Source organism: Paenibacillus wynnii, from assembly GCF_000757885.1.
GTDB lineage: Bacteria > Bacillota > Bacilli > Paenibacillales > Paenibacillaceae > Paenibacillus_AQ > Paenibacillus_AQ wynnii.
In genome coordinates this window covers 2,060,991-2,080,531 of the sequence record NZ_JQCR01000002.1, presented here as the reverse complement: position 1 = coordinate 2,080,531, position 19,541 = coordinate 2,060,991, and the positions used below count along the sequence as shown (strand labels likewise).

General features: G+C 47.9%; 23 protein-coding genes and 1 pseudogene. 1 reads left to right on the top strand and 23 read right to left on the bottom strand.

Going from position 1 to position 19,541, the window contains the following annotated elements:
* Positions 1-12: 12 nt before the first annotated feature.
* From PWYN_RS11930 to PWYN_RS30650, 15 genes and pseudogenes are all read right to left on the bottom strand, one after another.
* Positions 13-1,599, bottom strand: coding sequence for a DEAD/DEAH box helicase (locus PWYN_RS11930; protein WP_240479717.1), 1,587 nt, complete (start codon positions 1,597-1,599; stop codon positions 13-15).
* A gap of 12 nt (positions 1,600-1,611) precedes the next feature.
* Positions 1,612-2,166: a hypothetical protein gene (locus tag PWYN_RS11925; RefSeq protein ID WP_036651858.1), complete on the bottom strand. Its 555-nt coding sequence runs from the start codon at positions 2,164-2,166 to the stop codon at positions 1,612-1,614.
* A gap of 23 nt (positions 2,167-2,189) precedes the next feature.
* Positions 2,190-3,278 (bottom strand): ATP-binding protein, encoded by a 1,089-nt coding sequence (locus tag PWYN_RS11920; RefSeq protein ID WP_036651856.1) that lies wholly within the window; start codon positions 3,276-3,278, stop codon positions 2,190-2,192.
* Entirely contained in the window at positions 3,278-4,624 is a 1,347-nt protein-coding gene (locus PWYN_RS11915) for an AAA family ATPase (RefSeq protein WP_084146689.1), read from the bottom strand. The genes PWYN_RS11920 and PWYN_RS11915 overlap by 1 nt, the downstream gene beginning before the upstream one ends.
* Before the next feature lie 58 nt (positions 4,625-4,682).
* Positions 4,683-5,486: a DUF7666 domain-containing protein gene (locus PWYN_RS11910; protein ID WP_036651852.1), complete on the bottom strand. Its 804-nt coding sequence runs from the start codon at positions 5,484-5,486 to the stop codon at positions 4,683-4,685.
* The gene (locus PWYN_RS29600) at positions 5,483-5,629 is read right to left on the bottom strand and encodes a hypothetical protein (RefSeq protein ID WP_169744104.1); all 147 of its coding nucleotides are present in this window, start codon (positions 5,627-5,629) and stop codon (positions 5,483-5,485) included. Before PWYN_RS29600 ends, PWYN_RS11910 begins: the two co-directional genes overlap by 4 nt.
* Before the next feature lie 16 nt (positions 5,630-5,645).
* Positions 5,646-5,897: a DUF7667 family protein gene (locus PWYN_RS11905; protein WP_036651850.1), complete on the bottom strand. Its 252-nt coding sequence runs from the start codon at positions 5,895-5,897 to the stop codon at positions 5,646-5,648.
* Positions 5,897-6,151, bottom strand: coding sequence for an AbrB/MazE/SpoVT family DNA-binding domain-containing protein (locus PWYN_RS11900; protein WP_036651847.1), 255 nt, complete (start codon positions 6,149-6,151; stop codon positions 5,897-5,899). Before PWYN_RS11900 ends, PWYN_RS11905 begins: the two co-directional genes overlap by 1 nt.
* A gap of 61 nt (positions 6,152-6,212) precedes the next feature.
* Positions 6,213-6,494, bottom strand: coding sequence for a hypothetical protein (locus PWYN_RS11895; protein ID WP_157261141.1), 282 nt, complete (start codon positions 6,492-6,494; stop codon positions 6,213-6,215).
* On the bottom strand, positions 6,475-6,648 hold the full coding sequence (locus PWYN_RS29235; protein WP_157261140.1) for a hypothetical protein: 174 nt from the start codon (positions 6,646-6,648) through the stop codon (positions 6,475-6,477). The genes PWYN_RS11895 and PWYN_RS29235 overlap by 20 nt, the downstream gene beginning before the upstream one ends.
* The gene (locus tag PWYN_RS29230) at positions 6,645-6,815 is read right to left on the bottom strand and encodes a hypothetical protein (RefSeq protein ID WP_157261139.1); all 171 of its coding nucleotides are present in this window, start codon (positions 6,813-6,815) and stop codon (positions 6,645-6,647) included. The genes PWYN_RS29235 and PWYN_RS29230 overlap by 4 nt, the downstream gene beginning before the upstream one ends.
* Positions 6,790-6,981 carry a hypothetical protein gene (locus tag PWYN_RS11890; protein WP_036651840.1) on the bottom strand — a complete coding sequence of 64 codons (192 nt, stop codon included), beginning with the start codon at positions 6,979-6,981 and terminating at the stop codon, positions 6,790-6,792. Before PWYN_RS11890 ends, PWYN_RS29230 begins: the two co-directional genes overlap by 26 nt.
* On the bottom strand, positions 6,978-7,283 hold the full coding sequence (locus PWYN_RS11885; protein ID WP_036651839.1) for a helix-turn-helix domain-containing protein: 306 nt from the start codon (positions 7,281-7,283) through the stop codon (positions 6,978-6,980). Before PWYN_RS11885 ends, PWYN_RS11890 begins: the two co-directional genes overlap by 4 nt.
* A gap of 2 nt (positions 7,284-7,285) precedes the next feature.
* Complete coding sequence (locus PWYN_RS11880) at positions 7,286-7,477, bottom strand: helix-turn-helix domain-containing protein (protein WP_036651837.1); 192 nt, start codon at positions 7,475-7,477, stop codon at positions 7,286-7,288.
* 262 nt (positions 7,478-7,739) lie between these two features.
* A pseudogene (locus PWYN_RS30650) lies at positions 7,740-7,811 on the bottom strand (hypothetical protein); the annotation flags it as partial.
* 576 nt (positions 7,812-8,387) lie between these two features.
* On the opposite strand from PWYN_RS30650, the gene PWYN_RS11870 reads away from it, so the two are divergent.
* The gene (locus PWYN_RS11870; RefSeq protein WP_036651834.1) at positions 8,388-9,545 is read left to right on the top strand and encodes a tyrosine-type recombinase/integrase; all 1,158 of its coding nucleotides are present in this window, start codon (positions 8,388-8,390) and stop codon (positions 9,543-9,545) included.
* Between the two features lie 2 nt (positions 9,546-9,547).
* Here PWYN_RS11870 and rlmH read toward each other — a convergent pair whose 3' ends face one another.
* The 8 genes from rlmH to PWYN_RS11835 form a co-directional block, all read right to left on the bottom strand.
* Positions 9,548-10,027 carry a 23S rRNA (pseudouridine(1915)-N(3))-methyltransferase RlmH gene (gene rlmH / locus PWYN_RS11865; protein WP_036651832.1) on the bottom strand — a complete coding sequence of 160 codons (480 nt, stop codon included), beginning with the start codon at positions 10,025-10,027 and terminating at the stop codon, positions 9,548-9,550.
* A gap of 43 nt (positions 10,028-10,070) precedes the next feature.
* Positions 10,071-10,940 (bottom strand): EcsC family protein, encoded by an 870-nt coding sequence (locus tag PWYN_RS11860; protein ID WP_052087898.1) that lies wholly within the window; start codon positions 10,938-10,940, stop codon positions 10,071-10,073.
* Positions 10,941-11,242: 302 nt separating this feature from the next.
* On the bottom strand, positions 11,243-11,410 hold the full coding sequence (locus tag PWYN_RS28685; protein WP_084146687.1) for a CxxH/CxxC protein: 168 nt from the start codon (positions 11,408-11,410) through the stop codon (positions 11,243-11,245).
* 104 nt (positions 11,411-11,514) lie between these two features.
* Positions 11,515-13,284 (bottom strand): M3 family oligoendopeptidase, encoded by a 1,770-nt coding sequence (locus tag PWYN_RS11855; RefSeq protein ID WP_036651831.1) that lies wholly within the window; start codon positions 13,282-13,284, stop codon positions 11,515-11,517.
* A 154-nt stretch (positions 13,285-13,438) separates the two neighbouring features.
* Positions 13,439-15,205: a thiol reductant ABC exporter subunit CydC gene (gene cydC / locus PWYN_RS11850; RefSeq protein ID WP_036651829.1), complete on the bottom strand. Its 1,767-nt coding sequence runs from the start codon at positions 15,203-15,205 to the stop codon at positions 13,439-13,441.
* Positions 15,202-16,944: a thiol reductant ABC exporter subunit CydD gene (gene cydD, locus PWYN_RS11845; protein ID WP_036651827.1), complete on the bottom strand. Its 1,743-nt coding sequence runs from the start codon at positions 16,942-16,944 to the stop codon at positions 15,202-15,204. The genes cydC and cydD overlap by 4 nt, the downstream gene beginning before the upstream one ends.
* On the bottom strand, positions 16,944-17,960 hold the full coding sequence (cydB, locus tag PWYN_RS11840; RefSeq protein WP_036651823.1) for a cytochrome d ubiquinol oxidase subunit II: 1,017 nt from the start codon (positions 17,958-17,960) through the stop codon (positions 16,944-16,946). Before cydB ends, cydD begins: the two co-directional genes overlap by 1 nt.
* Complete coding sequence (locus tag PWYN_RS11835) at positions 17,947-19,356, bottom strand: cytochrome ubiquinol oxidase subunit I (protein ID WP_036651821.1); 1,410 nt, start codon at positions 19,354-19,356, stop codon at positions 17,947-17,949. Before PWYN_RS11835 ends, cydB begins: the two co-directional genes overlap by 14 nt.
* Between the last annotated feature and the right edge of the window lie 185 nt (positions 19,357-19,541).

The window sequence follows — 19,541 nt, the reverse complement described above, 5'->3', positions numbered from 1 at the left end:
CCTCCATGTTGATTACTCCCCACGATATTCCTTTGGATTGATGTCATCTGGAACATGCCACCCGTTGCCGGCGATCCGGTCAATGAGGCGCTTCGCAGAATCGAATGACCAGGTACCGACATGCTCAAAGCCGCGGTTCTCCAAGAATCGAATCTGCTTCGGCGTGGTCAGTCCTTCTGTACGACGTTTATCCAGGCGTTCCAGTAGCTTCGTGGCTTTGCCGGCATTATCGATGGCTTCCGGCAAGATACCCAGCTTCTCCAGTGTCTTGACCTGTGCTTCAGAAGGCGGCGACATTTCCCATCCGAAGGAAGGAACATAGCTGGATAAGTCCTCGGCCTGTATACTCATTTCAAACTGAAGCGGATCCACCAGTTTCGCTTTCCGGCGCTTCATCTCATGAAGCATCTTTGCCAGTGCTTCCTCGCGCTGCGCAATCACGTCCTCAGTCGCCTGTTTCTCCACGGTCTCCAGATCAAGAGCAATGCCTGCCTCTTCGATCTGCTTGGTCATCGCCTGAGCGACTTCCTCATTCTCCGCGATCAAGTGAGCTGGGTGACACAGTTCGTGCCGCTCTGTATGCCAGAGGAAGTCCAACAGCAAAAGATCCGTCTTGCCGGGAAACAGCCGGGTACCTCGCCCAACCATCTGGCTATATAAGCTGCGGACCTTTGTCGGCCGCAGCACGACGATGCAATCCACGCTGGGGCAATCCCAGCCTTCTGTTAGCAGCATGCTGTTACAAAGCACGTTGTATTTGCCTGAATCGTAATCGGCCAGTATCTCTGCCCGATCTTGAGAGTCACCGTTGACTTCGGCAGCCCGGAAGCCAATAGCATTTAATATAGAAGTGAATTTTTTGCTGGTTTTAACCAGCGGGAGGAAAACGACAATTTTTCGGTCATTGGCCACTCTCCACATCTCTCCAGCAATTGAATCCAGATACGGGTCCAGCGCCGTCCCCAGATCACTGCTCTTGAAATCCCCAGCCTGTTGACCCACTGTGGATAAATCCAGCTTCAACGGAATGGTCATTGCCTTAATCGGACTTAGGAACCCTTCCTTGATTGCCTTTGGTAGCGTGTATTCGTAGGCCAGGGACTCGAAATATGATCCCAGGTTACGCATATCGCCACGGTCCGGCGTGGCTGTTACGCCCAGCACATTCGCTTTCTCAAAATAGGCCAGTACACGCTGGTAGCTATCTGACAAACAATGGTGCGCCTCGTCAATGATAATGGTGTCAAAGTGGTCCGCTGCGAACTGCCGCAGCCTTTTATCCCGCATAAGGGTCTGTACGGAACCAACCACAACCCGGAACCAACTCCCGATGGAGGTCTGCTCTGCCTTTTCCGTAGCGCATCCCAATCCGGTGGACTTAGACAGCTTATCGGCCGCCTGATCCAGAAGCTCCCCACGGTGCGCCAGGACAAGCACACGCTCGCCCAGCCTCACCCGGTCCTCGATTACCTTACTAAATACAATAGTTTTTCCGCAGCCTGTAGGGAGGACCAGGAGCGTCCGTTGGACGCCCTTCTCCCACTCCGCCTGAATTGATTGGCGGGAATCTTGTTGATATTGCCGGAGCTCCATCGCCATAGTGGCAGCCCCCTAAAACTGGCCCGGCGTGAATCCGCCGCCTTGAGGAGGAGGCGACCCAGGGAACGGCGCCTGTTGATATTGTGGCTGCTGGTACTGCTGTGGAGGTTGTTGATATTGCTGAGGCGGCTGTCCTGGTGGCAGCTCATCTGCAGCGTAGAATGTCTTCACCTGATTGTTAGTCTTGTCGACTCCGTCGCGACCCTTGAAATTATTGATCTCAAGCTTTAGCCGACCTTTGGAGCCAATAACAGTCTGCCAGTTCATGCGAAGCTTCTCTCCCTTACGTTTCTGGCCGATCCCAGCGAAGAAGTTGGATAATAAGCCCTCCGTCTTCGTATGCAGGAACAAATTGTGGAATATGACGACGTCGCCTTGATCTGAATGAACAGTCAATTCGATCTTTGCCTGATTGCATGCTGGCATTTTTTCGCTGCCACTGAACCGTGCGCGTTCAAACTTTGTGACAGTGAAGTTGTAGTCTCCTGCCGGCAGAACAATAAATTCTCCACCGTCTTTCTCAATTGTGTCGTCCCAACCAAGCTCACGTTCTGTATTTTGATCCATTTATGAAACCTCCTGTTGTTTGGTTAAAACGGAAATTCGTTTCTAGTATTTTGAATCACGCCGAACACCGTCTGCCAAGCGCCGACCAATACCCCTTCAACGAATCCCGGGTCATAATTGGCAATCGGCGTATCATACGGGTAGTAGCCTTTGTTGCTGACCACAATCTGGATTTCTGCTTCGGTGACTTGGTGCTGCTCCATCAGATCCCGCAAGGATTGCGGAATGTTTGGATTAAGTCCAGCTGCCGGTGGAGCCGTTGTTACAGGCGCTGAAAAATTGGCAGCCTGCTGATTCGGAATAATATTTGGAATAATTTCTGTTGGATTTACGGTTGGCGCTGACTGCTGTGGCGGTGCAGATGGTGCGCTGGCTGTTGTTGCTGCTACATTGAAGATATGAGCAATATAATTAAAGTCCAGCGGGAAGTCGTCCGGCAGCCCCTGGCGATTCTTTGCATCCCATGCTGGATGATGGGTGGCATAGACAGTACGGGCACCACCTTGCGCCTTATTCTTCTTCCCGTCTTTATCCGTGGAAATGGAGAAGGTTTTATAATTAATGAACAGCACCATATCAGCCCATTCCTTTACCAGCGCCGCAGTCCGGCTTCCTGTCTTCTGACCGAGCTTGAGCTGATACCGATCATAGGCGCCCATCTCATCCGGTTGCTCGAATTTGACGATCTGCGCGTGAGCAGTCAGTACGACATGAATGCCAGCTTCGATAACATCACTCAGCAGATTGAGAAAGCGACCAATCTCCTCGGCTACGAAGATATAGCCTTTTCCGTAGCCGAAATCCTCGACACCATTTTTCTGATGTGCTGCGCATATGCCTTCTACGCAGAGCATTTCCGCCCAATCGATAGTATCAATGATGAGTGTGCCAATCTGTCCCGCCTGCTGTTTCACCCAATTCACTTGTTGCTTGAGCATTTCCCAGCTTGATGGTTTGGGCAGGCGAGATACATCCATTTCAGTCGTTGATCCTTCGGTATCAATGAATACAGGCCGCGGGAAGTTAGCAGCAAACGAAGACTTGCCAATCCCCTCCGGTCCATACAAAACTACTTTCTTCGCCTTTTGAACCCGGCCACTAATGATTTGCATTAGAATTCACCTGCTTTCCAAGTTGTAGAGGATGAAGGTGCGGAAGGCGCGCTCCACCCTTCACCTGGATCAATCTCGCCCGGCGACTGCTGAAGGGTAATTCCTTCCTGCCCGGCGACATACCCGTCCTCTATGATAATGCTGCATTCTTCGCCGGTGCTGACCCGTGTTGCAATGGCCTGCAGACCTTCCTGCTCCAGCCAGCTGCCGAACTCTTTCAAGGTTTCCAGGTCCATCTGCTCCAGCTTATCAAGCAAAATGAATCCACATTCGGGCTTAAGCTTGCGAACAATGGCCGTGGAGACTTTAAGCTGATCCGCGCCGCTCATGTTATCCCAGCGTTGGCCATTGTAAATCAGATTCCCATCATCAACAGACAATCCCGGCAACGGTAAATTCGCATTGGTTAGCAGGTCTGTCTTCTGCTGCCGGATAGCGTCGATCTCGGTGGTCAGTGTCTCATACTGCTGCCGATATTCTCCGGCATCCGTCTCCGCCTTGTCTTTGTCCAGGTTCGTCCGGACCTTGCGGTTGATCTCGTCAATCTGCCGGATGTTGGCCTCCAACTCCTCTGTTGACTCATCCAAGAGCTGCAGCGTGTCTTTTTGAGCTGTCGCCAGATCTAAGCCGGTTTGTGTCCGCTTAGCTTCGGCATCCTTCAGCATGGCTTTCAGGCGCTCAACCTCTTGACCTTGCTGGGCATACAGCGCCTGGAACTGGCTCAGGCGCTGTCGCTTCAGCTGATTCTCACCGTTACGGGCAAGAATTGCCTGCTGCTGCTGGATCATCTCTGATGCAGAGATAGGTTCCTTCGGAGCATCTGGGAAATACGCCTGCTCCTTGGCAAACTTGGACTTCTGATCCGCGATCTGCCCGATGGCATGTCGGCGGTTATAAATCTCCTGCTCCTTAACCTCCAGTTCATGAAGCTGCTGCCCCACGCCTATGATCTGAAGTAGAATACTGGCCTTCTCCTTATTGGAAGCATTCATAAACTTGGGAAGGTTAATGGCCAACTCCTCCACGAAGCTGTCCAAGAGCTGCTGTCCGCCCTTCTGGCCATTTGGATCAATTACCTTCAGGTCGCTATTTTTACCCTTCCGCTCTACAACAAGTCCGTTGGAGAGTGTAAGGCTCAGAAAAGGTGGTATCGCTGATCCTTCCCGTTCAGCTTGCGAAGGACGATACTTGTTACCGCCCAGCGCCCAGGCGATAGAGTCCAGCACGCTGGTCTTGCCCTGGCCATTCCGGCCGCCGACAACCGTCAGTCCCGCGCTGCTCGGTTCAATCTTGACGGCCTTGACCCGTTTCACGTTCTCAATTTCAAGCTTGCTAATTTTGATCACGAACGTTCCTCCTTTGTGTGTGAAGGGCGACACAGCGGCCGCCCATTAAGCGATATTGTTACACCCGAATGCCTGTTATCACTTCGAATACATCAGCGTCAAAGTTAGGAATTGATTGAACCGTGATCTTCTCCGGATTGGATAATTCATCCCACAGCGTAGTCCAGGCAGCCTTGTATTCGATCTTCGTCCCTTCGTCATCTACCAGCTTCAGCCTGCGGCAGATCCGGGCACCATCCGACCATTTAAATTCATCGCGGGTAATTGGGCTCGGTTTATTAAACAGAATGAAAGGCTGCTCCTCGGAGCAGAACGAACCGGAAGAGTAATCAGTGGAATTAAAATTGCCACTGTTGCTGTCGCCACTGTTGCTGTCGCCACTGTTGTAGTGGCCACTGTTGCTGTCGCCACTGTTGTAGTGGCCACTGTTGCGGTTGCCACTGTTGTAGTGGCCACTGTTGCGGTTGCCACTGTTGCGGTTGCCACTGTTGTAGTGGCCACTGTTGTAGTGGCCACTGTTGCTGTCGCCACTGTTGTAGTGGCCACTGTTGCCACGTCCTGTATTTCCTTTACCGGTGTTCAACATGTCCAGCACTTCCTGCCAGGTCAATTCCCTGATGATGGCCAGCTTATTGGTAACTGACTTATCATCGCCCGACTCAACCTCGCCGAGCGCTTCCACTTCAGCCACCTTGTTCTCAGGGTTGAACGGGTAGTAATCGAAGCAATCATTCAGTTGTTGGCAAAAGTGAAGCCCGGCGTTACACAGGCCGAAGTGGCCCTCATGGGTAAATGTTTTGCCTACTTCATATTGAAATCCCCGGCAAGTCCAGTCCTTGTTAAAAACCTTGTATCCCTTCAAAACGATTCCTCCTCGGATAATATGGATGAAATGCAATAAGTACAGACGTTGCGATCGTTCCATTGCCGGATCTGCTTGATGGCCTTTGGATGGCCGCAGACTTCGCACCGGCAGAACTGAGCCAGCTTTATTACTTTGGGCATGATGCCGCGCCCCTTTCTATATCATTTGCGCTTCCAGTTCATCAATTTGAGCGCACAAATCCATCTGCCAATCCATGTCACCCATTTCGTAAGCATGAAGGGCAAGCTCTTTCAGACCATCCAATGTGTACACCAGCGCGTAATTTTCCCGAAGCAACTTCAGGATCAGCTGCAGCTCAACTTTTCCGATAAGCAAGTTCCCGTTCAGATCCAGGTTCATCTCGACGATTTCAGCCAGTTTCCGGTGAACCTTATGGATGGCCAACATTAGGCATTCTCCTGCAGGCGAATTACTTCAGTGATGCAGGTGGTGCAGATCGGCTTGCCAGACAGATGCTTCAGTTCTTCAATGCTGCCGCACAAGGTGCAGCCGGGGGTATACTTCTTCAGGACGATCTTGTCGCCATCGACAAACACTTCAAGCGGATCCAATGGAGCGATTCCCAGCGTACGGCGAAGCTCCTTCGGCAGCACGACACGGCCCAATTCATCAATGCGGCGAACAATTCCAGTAGATTTCATATTGCATCTCCTTCTGGCCAGTGGTACACTGACCTCAAATGATGTTTTAAATGTGGACGATTCACGGGGTAGGATCCGTTGAGTCGTCTTTTTCGTTTACAGCCTTCTCCAGTGTAGCCAGCAGGGACAGCAAGTCATCTGGCGGCATCTGCTCGATCAGGAAGTCCCGCAGCTTTTCAACCTCTTCGACTTTGATCTGCTTCGGTGGGACGTAGACGCCCGACATGGTGGTTTCTGCTTCAAACAGGTGCAGTTGCTTGCCTATGATCTGGTTGTCGATCATTACAGCGACCATTCCCCAGCCTAGCGGCTTCGTTACAGGTTCACTCATTATTTTTCTCACCTCCCTTCAGGTAATTCTGATTAGTGCCGCGGTACTTGATGGCGCACTCGGCGTGCTGGACGCGGAACTGGCCGGAATAGCGCTCAAAGTGTCCTTTGCCGGCATCTACCCATTGTCCGCAGCGGTAACATACGCCTGGATACTTGTTCCTCACTGACCTGCCTCCATTTCAGCGATCTCCTTATCCAGCCACCAGATAGCAGCTTCTGGATCTGCGACGATCAGTCGGCCGTTTTGGATGGCCCAGCGGTCACGCATCAACTGCAGCTTGTGGGACAAGGCATCAAACACAGGGTCAGCAAACTTTGAAGTGGCTAACATGGCCTGCCTCCTCCCGCTGGATCTGGGTCAGCGTCTCCTGCACGGTGTGCTTGGCACGGCCGAGTCCAGTCACATGCTTGATGTCGCGCTGCTGCAGCATGCCCTCGATGGCACGTTCCAAGTGGAGTTTGGCCGCAGTCAATTCGGCTTGAATATTAATGTTCATGGGTAAGTTCCTCCCCGATGATAATTCTGTTCTTCCTCTTCTCGTTTCCACCGATCAAGGCTGGAAGTACTGAAAAGGTAACGTGGATTCTTACTACCTTCTGCACCGACAATCCGGTGGGGGATACGCTTTGCTTTGCAAAGCTGCCGAAGAGTATAGTCACTTATGGAGAGATATTCGCAGGCACCAGGTACATTAAGTGTCCGGTCCGACGCTGCGGACATCCGCTCCAAGATGCGTTTTTCAGCTTCTGCGACATGCACGGATACAATGTCGGAGATTGCCTTTTCAAGTGCTGTCATTCTTACACCTCGCATTCCAGCCCAAGCATCTCAGCAATACGGGGCTTTTGTTTTTCTCCTGGACGCGTCCCTTTGAATATTTCAGAAACGTAAGTAACAGAAACGCCAAGCTCCTGCGCTACGTCCTTCATCTTGATACTTTTCTGAAGCATGACTTTCCTGGCTTCAGCTCCAAACTCCGTATAGTACTGCATTTTATCAACCTCCTTTGTAAAGCTTTGTAAAAAATACAGCTTAATTGTTGACACTCGACTGAAAATAATCTAATATCAGACATGAAGGCAAAACAAAATAAACGTCGTTGGGGAACGATTTTTAAATATGGTCATTTGACCTGTTCTTTTTGTCGCCTTTTTTGCTATTAATTAAGCTGTTGAGTTAATACTAACCGATTATAATCGGTAGGTCAATATCAATTTTGATTATAATCGGTTGTTTGTTTGATTATAATCTATTTTAGGAGTGTGTGAATTGGGAATAGTTGATAACATAAAAAATCTCTGTTATAAAAACGGCACGACGATTCCGAAACTGGAAAAAGAACTTGGTTTCGGCAACGGCACAATTTACAACTGGATAAAAAGTTCACCTTCACTAGAAAAATTACAAAAAGTGGCCGCATTTTTTAAAGTGTCCATTGACAACCTTGTGGGCTGGGGACAGATCTATAAAATCGGTTGTTATATTAAAGATGAAAGAGAAGATCGAAATATTTCTCTGGAAGATTTATCCACAGCAATTCAGATTTCGTCTGAATCTCTTTTCCTAATAGAAAATGATAATATCCCTTTAACTTCCGAATTATTGAGAAATATTACCGATAATTTTGGAATGACGGTCCAAGAATTTTTAATTAAATATGAAATGTACGAAGACGCAATCACTCAATACTATAACGGTGATATAAATGCTTACTTAGATTATTTGAAACACGAAGAAGAAACTGCACAAAATAGTTATGAGCAATTAAGCGATGGAAATGAAACTATTGTGCCCCATCACGAGGAGGATGGTTGGACAGAAGATGAACTCCGGGATATCGATGAATTCAAAGAAATTCTAAAATTGAAACGGCAACTTAAGAAGAACAAGGGGGTGCTGTAATTGAAAGGTAGTATAGAGAAGAGAGGAGAACGTTCCTGGCGGCTTACTATTGATGTGGGTGAATTGCCTGATGGCACAAGGGACCGACGCAGGAAGACGGTCACCGTAGAAGATACTGCCTTGCTGAAGACCACGAAAAAGCTCAAGGATCACCTGGATAGTGAGTTGGCCGCCTTCAAAGTAGAAGTGGAGTCCGGTGAATATATTCAACCAGGGAGATTCACATTTAGTGAATTTGTTGAGCAGAAATACGAAAAATACCTAATGAAGCTGTCGCCGAATACGATTGCGACCTATAAAGGACATTTGAATAAACACATCATCCCTTTCTTTGGCCACCGACAGATTCAAGATATTAGAACCATGCACTGTGTAGATTTTATTGAGTCACTTTCGGCATACTCGGTTAGCCTACAACGATGCAATCACTCGATTTTGAGAAGCATATTCGGAAAAGCGAAGCAATGGAAAATTATAAAGGTTAATCCAATGGACGGAGTAGATCGTCCAAAAGGGGATACCCGTTCAAAGAAATATTATGACGCAGACCAGGCTGCCGCCGCGTTAACCGCTCTGCAGAGTGAGCCAAACAACTGGAGGATGTTCTTTACTGCTTGCATGATCGGGGGGTTTAGAAGAGGAGAAATGTTGGCTTTAGAGTGGGATGATATCAACTTCGAGTCACGATTAATCAGTATTAGCAAATCCCTTGCCGCAGGACAAATTATAAAAGACCCTAAATCCGATGACTCAACTAGAATTGTTAAAATGCCACAATGGTTTATGGACGACCTAGCTATTTTTAAAACAGAATGGGATATCCGCAAAGATAAAAACAAAGAGATATGGCAAGGCGGTGATTTTCAGTATGTATTCCATAACGGGATAGGCAAGCCATTCTATAGAGTTGTGCCATCTCATCGATGGAAAGAGTTTACCACTAAACATGAGTTACCGCATATCCGTTTACACGATCTCCGGCACACCTCTGCTACTCTACTACTTGAAGAAGGAATCAGCCTTAAGGTAATCCAAGAGCGTCACGGCCACGCTGATTACCAGACAACGGCCAACACTTATTCCCACGTTACGAAGAAATTAGCCGATGAAGCCTCAGACAGGCTCGAAAAATTCCGTCCCCAATCCGCCCCCAACTAGAATTATTTATGGTACTTAAGCCCTTTATTTATTGTAGTGGCCCGGTAGACCTGCTCCACCAGCACCAGCCGCATGAGCTGATGAGGCAGCGTCATGCGCCCGAAGCTCATGCGCTGCTGCGCGCGGCGCATGACGTCATCGGAGAGGCCGTGGCTCCCTCCGATGACGAAGACGACATGGCTCGTCCCGTAGGTGCCGAGCCTGTCGATCTCTCCGGCAAGCTCTTCCGAGCTCCAGAGCTTGCCGTCGATCGCGAGCGCAATAACATGCGCCTCGCTCTTAATGTGCGCGAGGATACGTTCGCCCTCGCGCGCTTTTACCATCCCGACCTCAGCTTCGCTTAGAGAGTCGGGTGCTTTTTCATCCGCCACCTCAATCACTTGGAACTTGAGGTATGGCGTAAGCCTCTTGGCATACTCCGCGATGCCGTCCATCAAATACTTTTCCTTCAATTTGCCTACGCCGATAATTTGAATAAGCATAAAACCCTCCACCTGATTCCCTTATAAAGATAGTTATTTTCTTTCACTTCGCGAACTCTTCGCTACTCGCCAGCCTATCCAAAATCCTTCTCTTACGATACAGCATACGTGCGGCTTCCGCTACTTCCTCCAGCGTTTTCCGATTGGTGTAAGCACCGAAAAACATCCCCGCTACCGGAATGGCCTGCAGCATTTTCTTCAAGCCCCAGTTGTCGCGGTAGACGGTGATCACCTCTCTCCAGCCTTGAATTTTGGAGATGGCTGCATTCGTACCGGCCGTAATATCACCGTCTCCACCTGTCTGCAAATTTAACTCATCAAGGATAGTCTTTTTGCCTACAATGTCCGATAGAGCAAACTGCATAACCTTCACCGTAAATATTCGCTCCGTCTTCTCGGTAGGATCATAACCATAACACAGGCCGATCTCCTGAATAACCTTTAGGGATAACCCCAGGGAGGCTGGAATATCAGCAGCAAGTGTGAACAGACCGCCAAATCCGGTAGTTGCTCCTTGAGCAGTAGCGAAATTGCGGCGACTTTTAGATAACTGCAGGGAAGCGGCATTCATAACAGACAGAGGGTATGGCCCCGTCTCCAGACCGCCAGCGGCTACACTTTGAGCAGCCATTATCTTGCCTACCTTGCGACCAGCGACCAAGTAATTCCCGCCGTTCTGGATATAGTTGCCCAGCTCGTCCAATACCAGACCTATTTTATCGCTAATGACCTTGGGTGTAATCTTATCCAGCAGCTTGAACGGGAGGCGCATAACGCGATCCCATATCATTAACTGGTTCTGTGACTTCTCCCACCTTGCTACTTCGGCAAGTGCTGCCCGCAGTTGATCCGGTGTCTCCAAATGTGCAGATATATTGTTTGTGTCATATAAATACCTCCCGGTGAATTTCATCTATAGATCCAAATGAATGCGTTCTTTATAGTTATTACCCAATCCAAGGAGTTTCTTTAGTTTAGTCGCTGGAATGCGGGAATTCAACGAAAAAAAGCGATGCTCCGAGTCATGATTCGGAGCATCGCTTTTCATCCTACAAAATTAATCAAATTTCAAGGTCTGTCTCCATCAACCAATAGGGAAAGCAAAGTATACTGAAAACTTACACTTTCTTATAATTAAAAAAAGGACGTGATTCACGCCCTTCATCCTACATTTTTCTATATGTTAGATCATCTTCGTCTGCCTAATTTCAATCCTTAGACCACCAAATACTCCGCATTATTATCGCATTCTGCACATTTTGCCGGCGGATCCCAATCCGAGAATTCCGTATCCTTCAAATCCACAATGTCAGGTGCATCCTCATACTCATCCACAAACATATCAATAGCTAATTCCACATGTTCCTTACACACTACATACATCAACCAAGCATCCCTTTCTGTGCCGCTACGGTGTAATACTACTACTACTGTTCTACCATAATTCTAGGGAAAAGGGAACTCTCTTTACGTCCGGATCGCAAACTTTAAGCTCTGTTAACGAAATCTTCGATCTCTTCCGCAATAAGCGCTAAAGCATCTCTCCAAAATTGCAGAGAGTGAACATCAATCTCCATGAGTTGTGCAGCATCAACAATATTATTTTTGCTCGTAGCGCTTAAGAACGAATGGTATCGGGCAACGAAATCTCTTCCCTGTTTTTTATATTGCGCATAAAGACCTTTGGAGAACAATAACCCGAACGAATAGGGGAAATTCAAAAACTCGTTGCCCGCCATATAATATCCCACTTTATTAATCCACATATAAGGATGGATTGTTGCAGGGTCAATACTCTGCCCGTAAGCTTCCTGCATACAAGCAAGCATTAGCTCGTTCAGCTCCTCCACAGACAAGGTGCCGTGCTGTCTTTTTTCGTATAACTGATTCTCGAATAAATACCTTCCATAAAAATCAACAACATAATAACCCGCATCCGAAATACTTCGCTCCAGGAGGGAAATACCGTCTTCCGTGGGTGCGAGCTTAAGTAACTCATGATTGATTATGGTTTCACAGAAGATCGAAGCGGTCTCGGCAATAGGAGTAGGGTAATCCGTGTTTATCATCTTTTCGCCGGAAAGGCAGGAACTATGGTAAGCGTGTCCAATTTCATGAGCGAGTACCCCTACATCCGTGTAACTCCCGGTAAAGGTGGTCATGATACGGCTTTCTTGTATGGGGAAAATGTCGACACACATGCCGTAATTTCCTTTTCCCGCTCTCGGCTCGGCATCAATCCAGTGATTATCAAAGACCTTCTGGGCAAAATCGGCAAGCTCATCACTAAAGGTTCGGAAGCTGTCGACAATACAATCCCTAGCCTCTGCATATGTTAGGACTTTAATACCTTCATTTATTGGGGCGAAAATATCATAAAAGGGAAGGCTCGCGGTATGCCCTAACCTTTGAGCTTTCTTCAAATAATAGGTATGAAATGCAGGCAGGCTCTCTTTTATAGCGGATAACATGACCTCTAAGGTTTCACGGTCCATTCTCGAGGAGGCAAGAACCTTTGCTAAAGGAGACTCATACCCTCTCATCCCATAAATCGTAAGGGCCTCACCGCTGATTCCATTTATACAGGCCGCGCTTACCTCTGCTATGTCCCTATAGGCTTCCCATTCCCCATGATATGCTGCTTTTCTCAACGTAGAGTTTGTGTCGTAGGCCATATTCCGCAGTTCGGAGAGTGACAATCGACGGGATTCCCCTTCAACCTCAACATCCACAAGTACATTGGAGACACTATTCATATACAACCTTTGCCATGCTTTGGACCCTGTGCTTTGCAGCCTTGCAATAACCACCTCTACCTCTTCACTCAATACATATTTGGATTGCCTCAGAAGCTCATTCAAATAAAACCGGTGCTCCATAAGATAGGGCGAACGGTCTATAACTTCATCCAAGCCATCTATGGAATTAAGCCATTTGTTGAAGATTACACAAACATTCACTATATCTGCACCTTCACACTCAATATCATCCAACATATCCATTGCTTCCGTATTTCTGCTATCCGCACTTAGGATTAGTTCCAAGTAACAAGACAAACAAGCGTATACGCTTTTGAATCCATTATACCGCTTTAGAAACTCCTCTATGAGAGTAGAAGGCTGACTCCTATCGTTAAGACTTAGATCTGCCCATTCGTTTAAAGCATGTATATGATGCTTGAGTCGTTCACGATCCGCTTTCCATCCCTCTGAATAAAATGAAGTATATAGGCTGTCCAAATTCCAGGTTAGATTCATTGGTAAACATCCCCCTAGCTTATAATACGGAAAGTTAATAATTCCCATAATAAATAAACCCTACCATGATCTTTTTGTTTTTTCAATTTATTTCTCCTTACAAAAAAAAGATTCCCTCACCCCGCTCAGGAGTTAGAAGGAATCTTATTGTCATCTATACACTCAGAAACTCCACCGGTCGATCCAGCTCATACAATCGGCGATATCTCGGCTCCCGTTCCATCAGCTCCGCATGCGTGCCGCGCATTTCCACAGAACCATTCTCCATGAAAATGACTTCGTCCATTTGCTCCGCACCCACCAGATGATGCGTCACCCAGACTAACGTTTTTTCAGCCATCGCCTCAAAAATCGTAGCCAGCAGCTCACGCTCCGTCCGCGGATCTAATCCAACGGTTGGCTCATCGAGTACAACAACCGGTGTATTCTGCAGCAAAATACGCGCGAGTGCGATCCGTTGTCTTTCCCCACCGGAAAACCGTTGCCCCGCTTCACGCACAGGTGTATTATAGCCCTCTGGCAGTGAAGAGATGAGTGTATCCAGTTTCGCAAGTGCTCCAGCTTTCTTAATGGCCTCGTCTGACGCGTCTGGATCTCCCAAACGGATATTATTAGCTACCGTAGTATCGAACAGATGCGGACTTTGGTTCAGCACCGAAATAATCGAAGGAATTCTTTCCCCATACGCCGCTGCATCCATCCCGTTAATCACAGTCGACCCCATGGAAGGCTTAATCACGCCTTGAATGACCTTCAGCAGTGTTGATTTACCAGCTCCACTACGGCCGATAATAGCAATCTTTTTACCTTGTGGAATGTCGAGATTCAAATCGCGTATCGACCATTCTTCACTTTCACTCGCTCCATAGCGGTATCCGGCATTTTTCAGCTGAATATGAACAGATTGTACATCCATTGCCGCCGCAGTCGCATTGTCCAGCGTCAACCCAGCAGCCATTGCATGCTCCTCATCGGCTTCTACTCCGGCCAAACGCTCCAGGGAGTTGCGGTATTGCGGAATCTTCTCTACCGCTTCGGATACCGGCAGAAATGCATCTGCTACCGGGAATACCACCAATACAAAGGCAGCAATTAGGGTGCCCACAATCGCACCGCTAGCGTATTGTCCCGCCGCCCAGAACAGCAGGGATACAACGCCAACACCCACAATCGCCTGTCCAATGAACATACGAAGTCTAGCCCACCCCCGCAGGGCAGCGTCGGTACGGGCAACTCTTTTCTCATCCGCTTCATAGGTATCCACGAACTGAGCTTGCCGTCCGCTAATCACCCAATCACCCATGCCTAGTACAGCATCCGTCAGCTTTTGATAGAGACTATTGCGCTCCTGCTTGACTTCCCGCTGACGCTTTTGCGTGAACAGCAGCGAAATGAGCGGAAGCACCACAACCAATACAAGAATATACAACGCCATCAGCAGCGCAAAGGCAATATCGAACGTTCCCAATGAAATGACCACAGCCGCATACAGCAACAAAGCGATTACACTAGGAAATACCGTACGCAGATATACATTTTGCAAATACTCAATGTCGTCAGCCAGCATGCCGAGAATGTCACCCGTACGGAAACGCGAGGACAGAAACAGCGCCTGCGGCTCCAGAATATTATAGAGACGAATACGCATTTTGGAGAGAATCCGCAGGATTGTATCATGCCCTACCAGACGTTCCACATAGTGAATTACTGCCCGGCTGGTTCCAAAGGTTCGTACCCCCACTATCGGCACATAGATCATTAAAATATTTTCAATAGGCGTGGACGCTTTCGAGATCAGAAATCCTGACGTATACATCAGGGACGATGCTGAGAAAACTGTCAGCGCTCCAAGCACGATTATAAGTACAAAGCGCCAGAAATACGGCGATATATACGGAGCAAACCATCCTTCACGTTTCAATGGATTCCCTCCAATTGCGATTGAATAAGCTCATAATATACACCCTTGCGGGCTATCAATTCTTTGTGAGTACCCACCTCAGCCACTTGACCTAGATGCATCACAATAATGATGTCCATATGGATCATCCAATGCAGGCGGTGCGTAGCCAAGAATACCAGCTTCCCTGCGAACAGCGGCAGCATCGTTTCCTTCAGCTCATACTCCGTCTCGATGTCCAGATGGGCAGTCGGCTCGTCTAACAGTATAATTGGACGGCTGCTAAGCAGGGCACGGGCCAAGGCGACGCGCTGCTCCTGCCCTCCACTGAGAGAGCGACCGCCGCCGCCTATCATTTCGTCCAGTCCGTTCGGCAGTGAGGACACGAGCTTTGATAGTCCAGCTGCGTCTACTACTCTGCTTACTTCATCCATGGAGGCATCGGGATAATAGAACCGCACATTGTCCGCCAAAGTACCACTGAAGATATACGGCCTTTGCGGGATATAGGAGGTCTGTTTCCGCCACTCCTCATCCGTCAAAGCACTGACACGAGTTCCATTGACCGTAATGCTTCCGGAAGTTGGATGCAGGAATCCCCCCAATATATCGACTAGCGTGGACTTGCCGGCGCCGCTCTCTCCGATGATCCCCACTGTACGGGTACCTGTAAACTTAAGGTTAATCCCTGCGAGTGAAGAAACGCCGCCTTCCTCATAATCCATACCCACATCATTCAGCATTAATTCACTATCTTTATGCCATGCAAATACCGAGTCCATAGAGGAAACAGAACGATCTAGAACCTCCGCCTTAACCGTATCTCTATCTATGATGCTCTTCATGGCTTCCCCGGCTTCCTTCCCGTCCAAGGTGGCATGGAAATCTGCACCTACCAATCGAACGGGCAGGAAATATTCAGGTGCGAGAATTAGAATCGTGAGACCCGTAACCAGCGTCATCTGATCATTGACCAACCGCAGCCCCAAGCTAACCGCTACCGAAGCGACCGACAGCATCGTGAAAAAGTCTAGTGCGAACGAGGATAAGAAAGCTACGCGCAATGTGCGCATAGTAGCCGAACGATAACGATCACTTACCGCGGCAATGCTCTCGCTGTGGCTGCGGCTGCGTCCCAGAAATTTCAGCGTCTCTAATCCGCGCAGCGAATCCACAAAATGATTGGACAGGGTACGGTAAGACTTCAACTGCCGATCCATTTGCTTACGTGCCGTCAATCCGATCAAAATCATAAAAACAATAATAATGGGCATCGTTACCGTAAGGACAATGCCGCTCGTCGTATCCAGCGTAAAGATATACAAAAGCAGCAGAACTGGTGTAACCGACATGCCTACCATCCGTGGAATGATAAGCTCCAGGTATGTTCGGAACTTCGTGACGCCTTCCAATACAAGCGTAACTAGATTCCCGGTTCCACGGTCACCGACCATTCGAGGCCCCAGCTGGAACAGCTTATCCATCATTTCCTTCCGCATACTGCTGCCAGTCGCTTCCGCGAAGCGGTAAGAGACATGACTCATCAGCATGGCACACGCATGTCGCACTAGAAATGCAAGAAGGAACAACAGCGCAATGCCCCATTGTTCCTTCAGCGGTTCTCCCGCAAACAGCGCAGAGATGACTTCTGCCAGCCATTTAGCCAGCAGAAGAATAGACAAGCTTTGCACCAGGGTAAGGAAGCCCACGATCAGAAAGACCGGCTTAACTCCTTTGTACCCAAGCAAATTTTTATCCATTAGTATTCAAGATGCTCCTTCTCATTAATCCGTTTGTGAAAAATAAAGTAACTCCAAATTTGATATCCCAGAACGAACGGGAGCATTGTAAGTGCTACAATCGTCATTACCTTCAGAGAGTATTGTCCCGAGGCTGCATTGGTAATGGTCAGATTGTAGGCTTGATCAATGGAGCTGATCATCACTCTTGGGAACAACCCGATAAAGATCGAAGCCACCGATAAGGCCATTACAGCCCCCGTCATTCCAAACGCCCAGCCGTCTTTCTTCTTCGTCATGAAGTATCCGCCGAGCACATAAGCAATAATACCCAATATCACTACAATTAGAAGCACAGTACCGCGAACTTCGAATACATCAGTCATGAAATAGGTCATGATTACAAACGTAAGCAACAGCGCGCCCAATGGAAGCAGTAACTTCTGAGCCAGCTTGCGTGCCCGAACTTGCAGGCCGCCAACTGTACGAAGAGTGGTGAACATCAGTCCATGTACTAAGCACAGCATAACTACTGTAATTCCGGCTACCACTGTATACACGTTAACAATATCCGTAAATCCGGCGTACATCTGCATATCAGCATCAATTGGCAAGCCCTTAATGAAGCTTGCGAACACTACAGCCAGCAGGAACGGGGGGACAATGCTTCCGAAGAAGATGCAGGCATCCCAAGTTCTTCTCCAAGCCAGCGAATCCCGTTTGCCTCTGAATTCGAAGGCCACACCGCGGGCAATCAATGCCAGTAGAGCGAATACAAATGGAATATAGAATCCGCTGAACAATGTAGCATACCAGTCCGGAAAAGCAGCGAACATCGCACCGGCACCGGTTATCAGCCACACTTCATTAGCATCCCAGAAAGGTCCAATGGAGTTAATAAGAACCCGGCGTTCTGTATCATTCTTAGCCAACAACTGCGTTTGCATCCCTACACCAAAATCAAAGCCCTCCAGAAAGAAAAATCCTATAAAAAGCACTGCAATCAGCACAAACCACAGTTCATTAAGAGAAAGCATGGGATCCCTCCTTGTTATATGGGTCATGCGAAGAGCCGTGATCGTGATCGTTATCCATGTTATAAGGGCCTTTTTTGATCACCTTAATGAATAAGCCCACTAGTATTGCTCCGAGTATTGCATAAATAACTGTAAATGAAATTACTGAGAACAACACCTGACCCGTCGTAATATTAGGTGATACGCTATCTTTAGTCTGCATAAGTCCAAATACAGTCCAAGGTTGACGTCCAAACTCTGTCATTACCCAACCGGCAGTGTTTGCGATCGGAGGAAGCAGCAAGCCCCAGAACATGAACCGCATAAACCAAGTGTTCGGACGGTCCATTTGTTTACGCCACATCAGATAAATGGCATACATGCCCAGGAAGATCATAGCTGTACCTGCGGCAACCATGATGCGGAAACTCCAGAACGTTGTACGTACCGGAGGAATGTAATCCCCGGGACCATATTTTTGCTCATACTCAGCCTGCAGCTCATTCATTCCTTTAACTTCACCTGAGAACTTACTATAAGATAGAAAGCTGAGTAAGTACGGGATTTTGAATTCGCCACTGCTTACTTTGTTCTCGGGATCAATATTCGCCCAAACGGTCCAAGGTGCCGGATCGCCACTTTTACCCCATAATCCTTCAGAGGCTGCCATCTTCATCGGCTGGGTCTCAACCAGGTATTGAGCCTGTGCATGTCCTGCTACAGCTACACCAATGGAAGAGATAATACCTACAATAGCTGCAATCTCGAACGATTTCTTGAAAAAAGATACATCCTGCTTCTTCAACAGTTTATATGCACTGATTCCCGTGATAAGGAATGCACCGGTTGCATAAGCAGCGAGCACGGTGTGCGGGAACTCAACGATCAATTGCCCGTTGGTAATCAAGGCAAAGAAGTCATTCATTTCTGCTCGGCCATTATTAATAGCGAAGCCTACAGGGTGCTGCATAAAGGAGTTAGCCGCTAGAATCCAGAAGGCTGATAGCATCGTTCCGATCGCTACCATCCATATGGACAGCAGGTGAATTCTCTTGGATACCTTATCCCAGCCAAAAATCCACAAACCGATAAACGTAGATTCCAAGAAGAAGGCCAACAGCGCTTCAATAGCAAGCGGAGCACCAAATACGTCCCCGACAAAGCGGGAATAATCAGACCAGTTCATGCCGAACTGGAATTCCTGTAATATCCCTGTAACTACACCAACCGCAAAGTTGATGAGGAACAACTTACCCCAGAACTGCGCCATTCTTTTGTACTCTTCATCGCCTTTTCTTACATACATAGTCTCCATAATTGCAATTATCAGTGCTAAACCAATCGATACTGGCACAAAGAAATAGTGAAAAATCGTCGTTGATGCAAATTGCAAACGCGACAGCGCTACTATATCCATAATTCTCCCCTTCCTTTTTCCCAATTCAGTATTTATATTCTGTCAAAAATTGAAGGAATAAAGTGTGATATTAATCACATTATACACCCTGTTTCGGGCTTAAAAAGTATAAATTTGTGACAAATATCACAAATTATCGATAAAAAGCAAAAAAAATAAGACGGTTTTACCGTCTTGGAGTTTTA

Excerpts from the sequence above, each read along its gene's own strand:
- PWYN_RS11855 (WP_036651831.1), bottom strand. The coding sequence starts at position 13,284 with ATGAATCTAACCTGGAATTTGGACAGCCTATATACTTCATTTTATTCA.
- rlmH (WP_036651832.1), bottom strand. The coding sequence starts at position 10,027 with ATGCTTATTCAAATTATCGGCGTAGGCAAATTGAAGGAAAAGTATTTG.
- PWYN_RS11925 (WP_036651858.1), bottom strand. The coding sequence starts at position 2,166 with ATGGATCAAAATACAGAACGTGAGCTTGGTTGGGACGACACAATTGAG.
- PWYN_RS11860 (WP_052087898.1), bottom strand. The coding sequence starts at position 10,940 with ATGAAATTCACCGGGAGGTATTTATATGACACAAACAATATATCTGCA.
- PWYN_RS11930 (WP_240479717.1), bottom strand. The coding sequence starts at position 1,599 with ATGGCGATGGAGCTCCGGCAATATCAACAAGATTCCCGCCAATCAATT.
- PWYN_RS11890 (WP_036651840.1), bottom strand. The coding sequence starts at position 6,981 with ATGAACATTAATATTCAAGCCGAATTGACTGCGGCCAAACTCCACTTG.
- PWYN_RS29600 (WP_169744104.1), bottom strand. The coding sequence starts at position 5,629 with ATGCCCAAAGTAATAAAGCTGGCTCAGTTCTGCCGGTGCGAAGTCTGC.
- cydD (WP_036651827.1), bottom strand. The coding sequence starts at position 16,944 with ATGGATAAAAATTTGCTTGGGTACAAAGGAGTTAAGCCGGTCTTTCTG.
- cydB (WP_036651823.1), bottom strand. The coding sequence starts at position 17,960 with ATGCTTTCTCTTAATGAACTGTGGTTTGTGCTGATTGCAGTGCTTTTT.
- PWYN_RS11835 (WP_036651821.1), bottom strand. The coding sequence starts at position 19,356 with ATGGATATAGTAGCGCTGTCGCGTTTGCAATTTGCATCAACGACGATT.
- PWYN_RS11920 (WP_036651856.1), bottom strand. The coding sequence starts at position 3,278 with ATGCAAATCATTAGTGGCCGGGTTCAAAAGGCGAAGAAAGTAGTTTTG.
- PWYN_RS28685 (WP_084146687.1), bottom strand. The coding sequence starts at position 11,410 with ATGTATGTAGTGTGTAAGGAACATGTGGAATTAGCTATTGATATGTTT.
- PWYN_RS11905 (WP_036651850.1), bottom strand. The coding sequence starts at position 5,897 with ATGTTGGCCATCCATAAGGTTCACCGGAAACTGGCTGAAATCGTCGAG.
- PWYN_RS11885 (WP_036651839.1), bottom strand. The coding sequence starts at position 7,283 with ATGACAGCACTTGAAAAGGCAATCTCCGACATTGTATCCGTGCATGTC.
- PWYN_RS29230 (WP_157261139.1), bottom strand. The coding sequence starts at position 6,815 with ATGTTAGCCACTTCAAAGTTTGCTGACCCTGTGTTTGATGCCTTGTCC.
- PWYN_RS11880 (WP_036651837.1), bottom strand. The coding sequence starts at position 7,477 with ATGCAGTACTATACGGAGTTTGGAGCTGAAGCCAGGAAAGTCATGCTT.
- PWYN_RS11900 (WP_036651847.1), bottom strand. The coding sequence starts at position 6,151 with ATGAAATCTACTGGAATTGTTCGCCGCATTGATGAATTGGGCCGTGTC.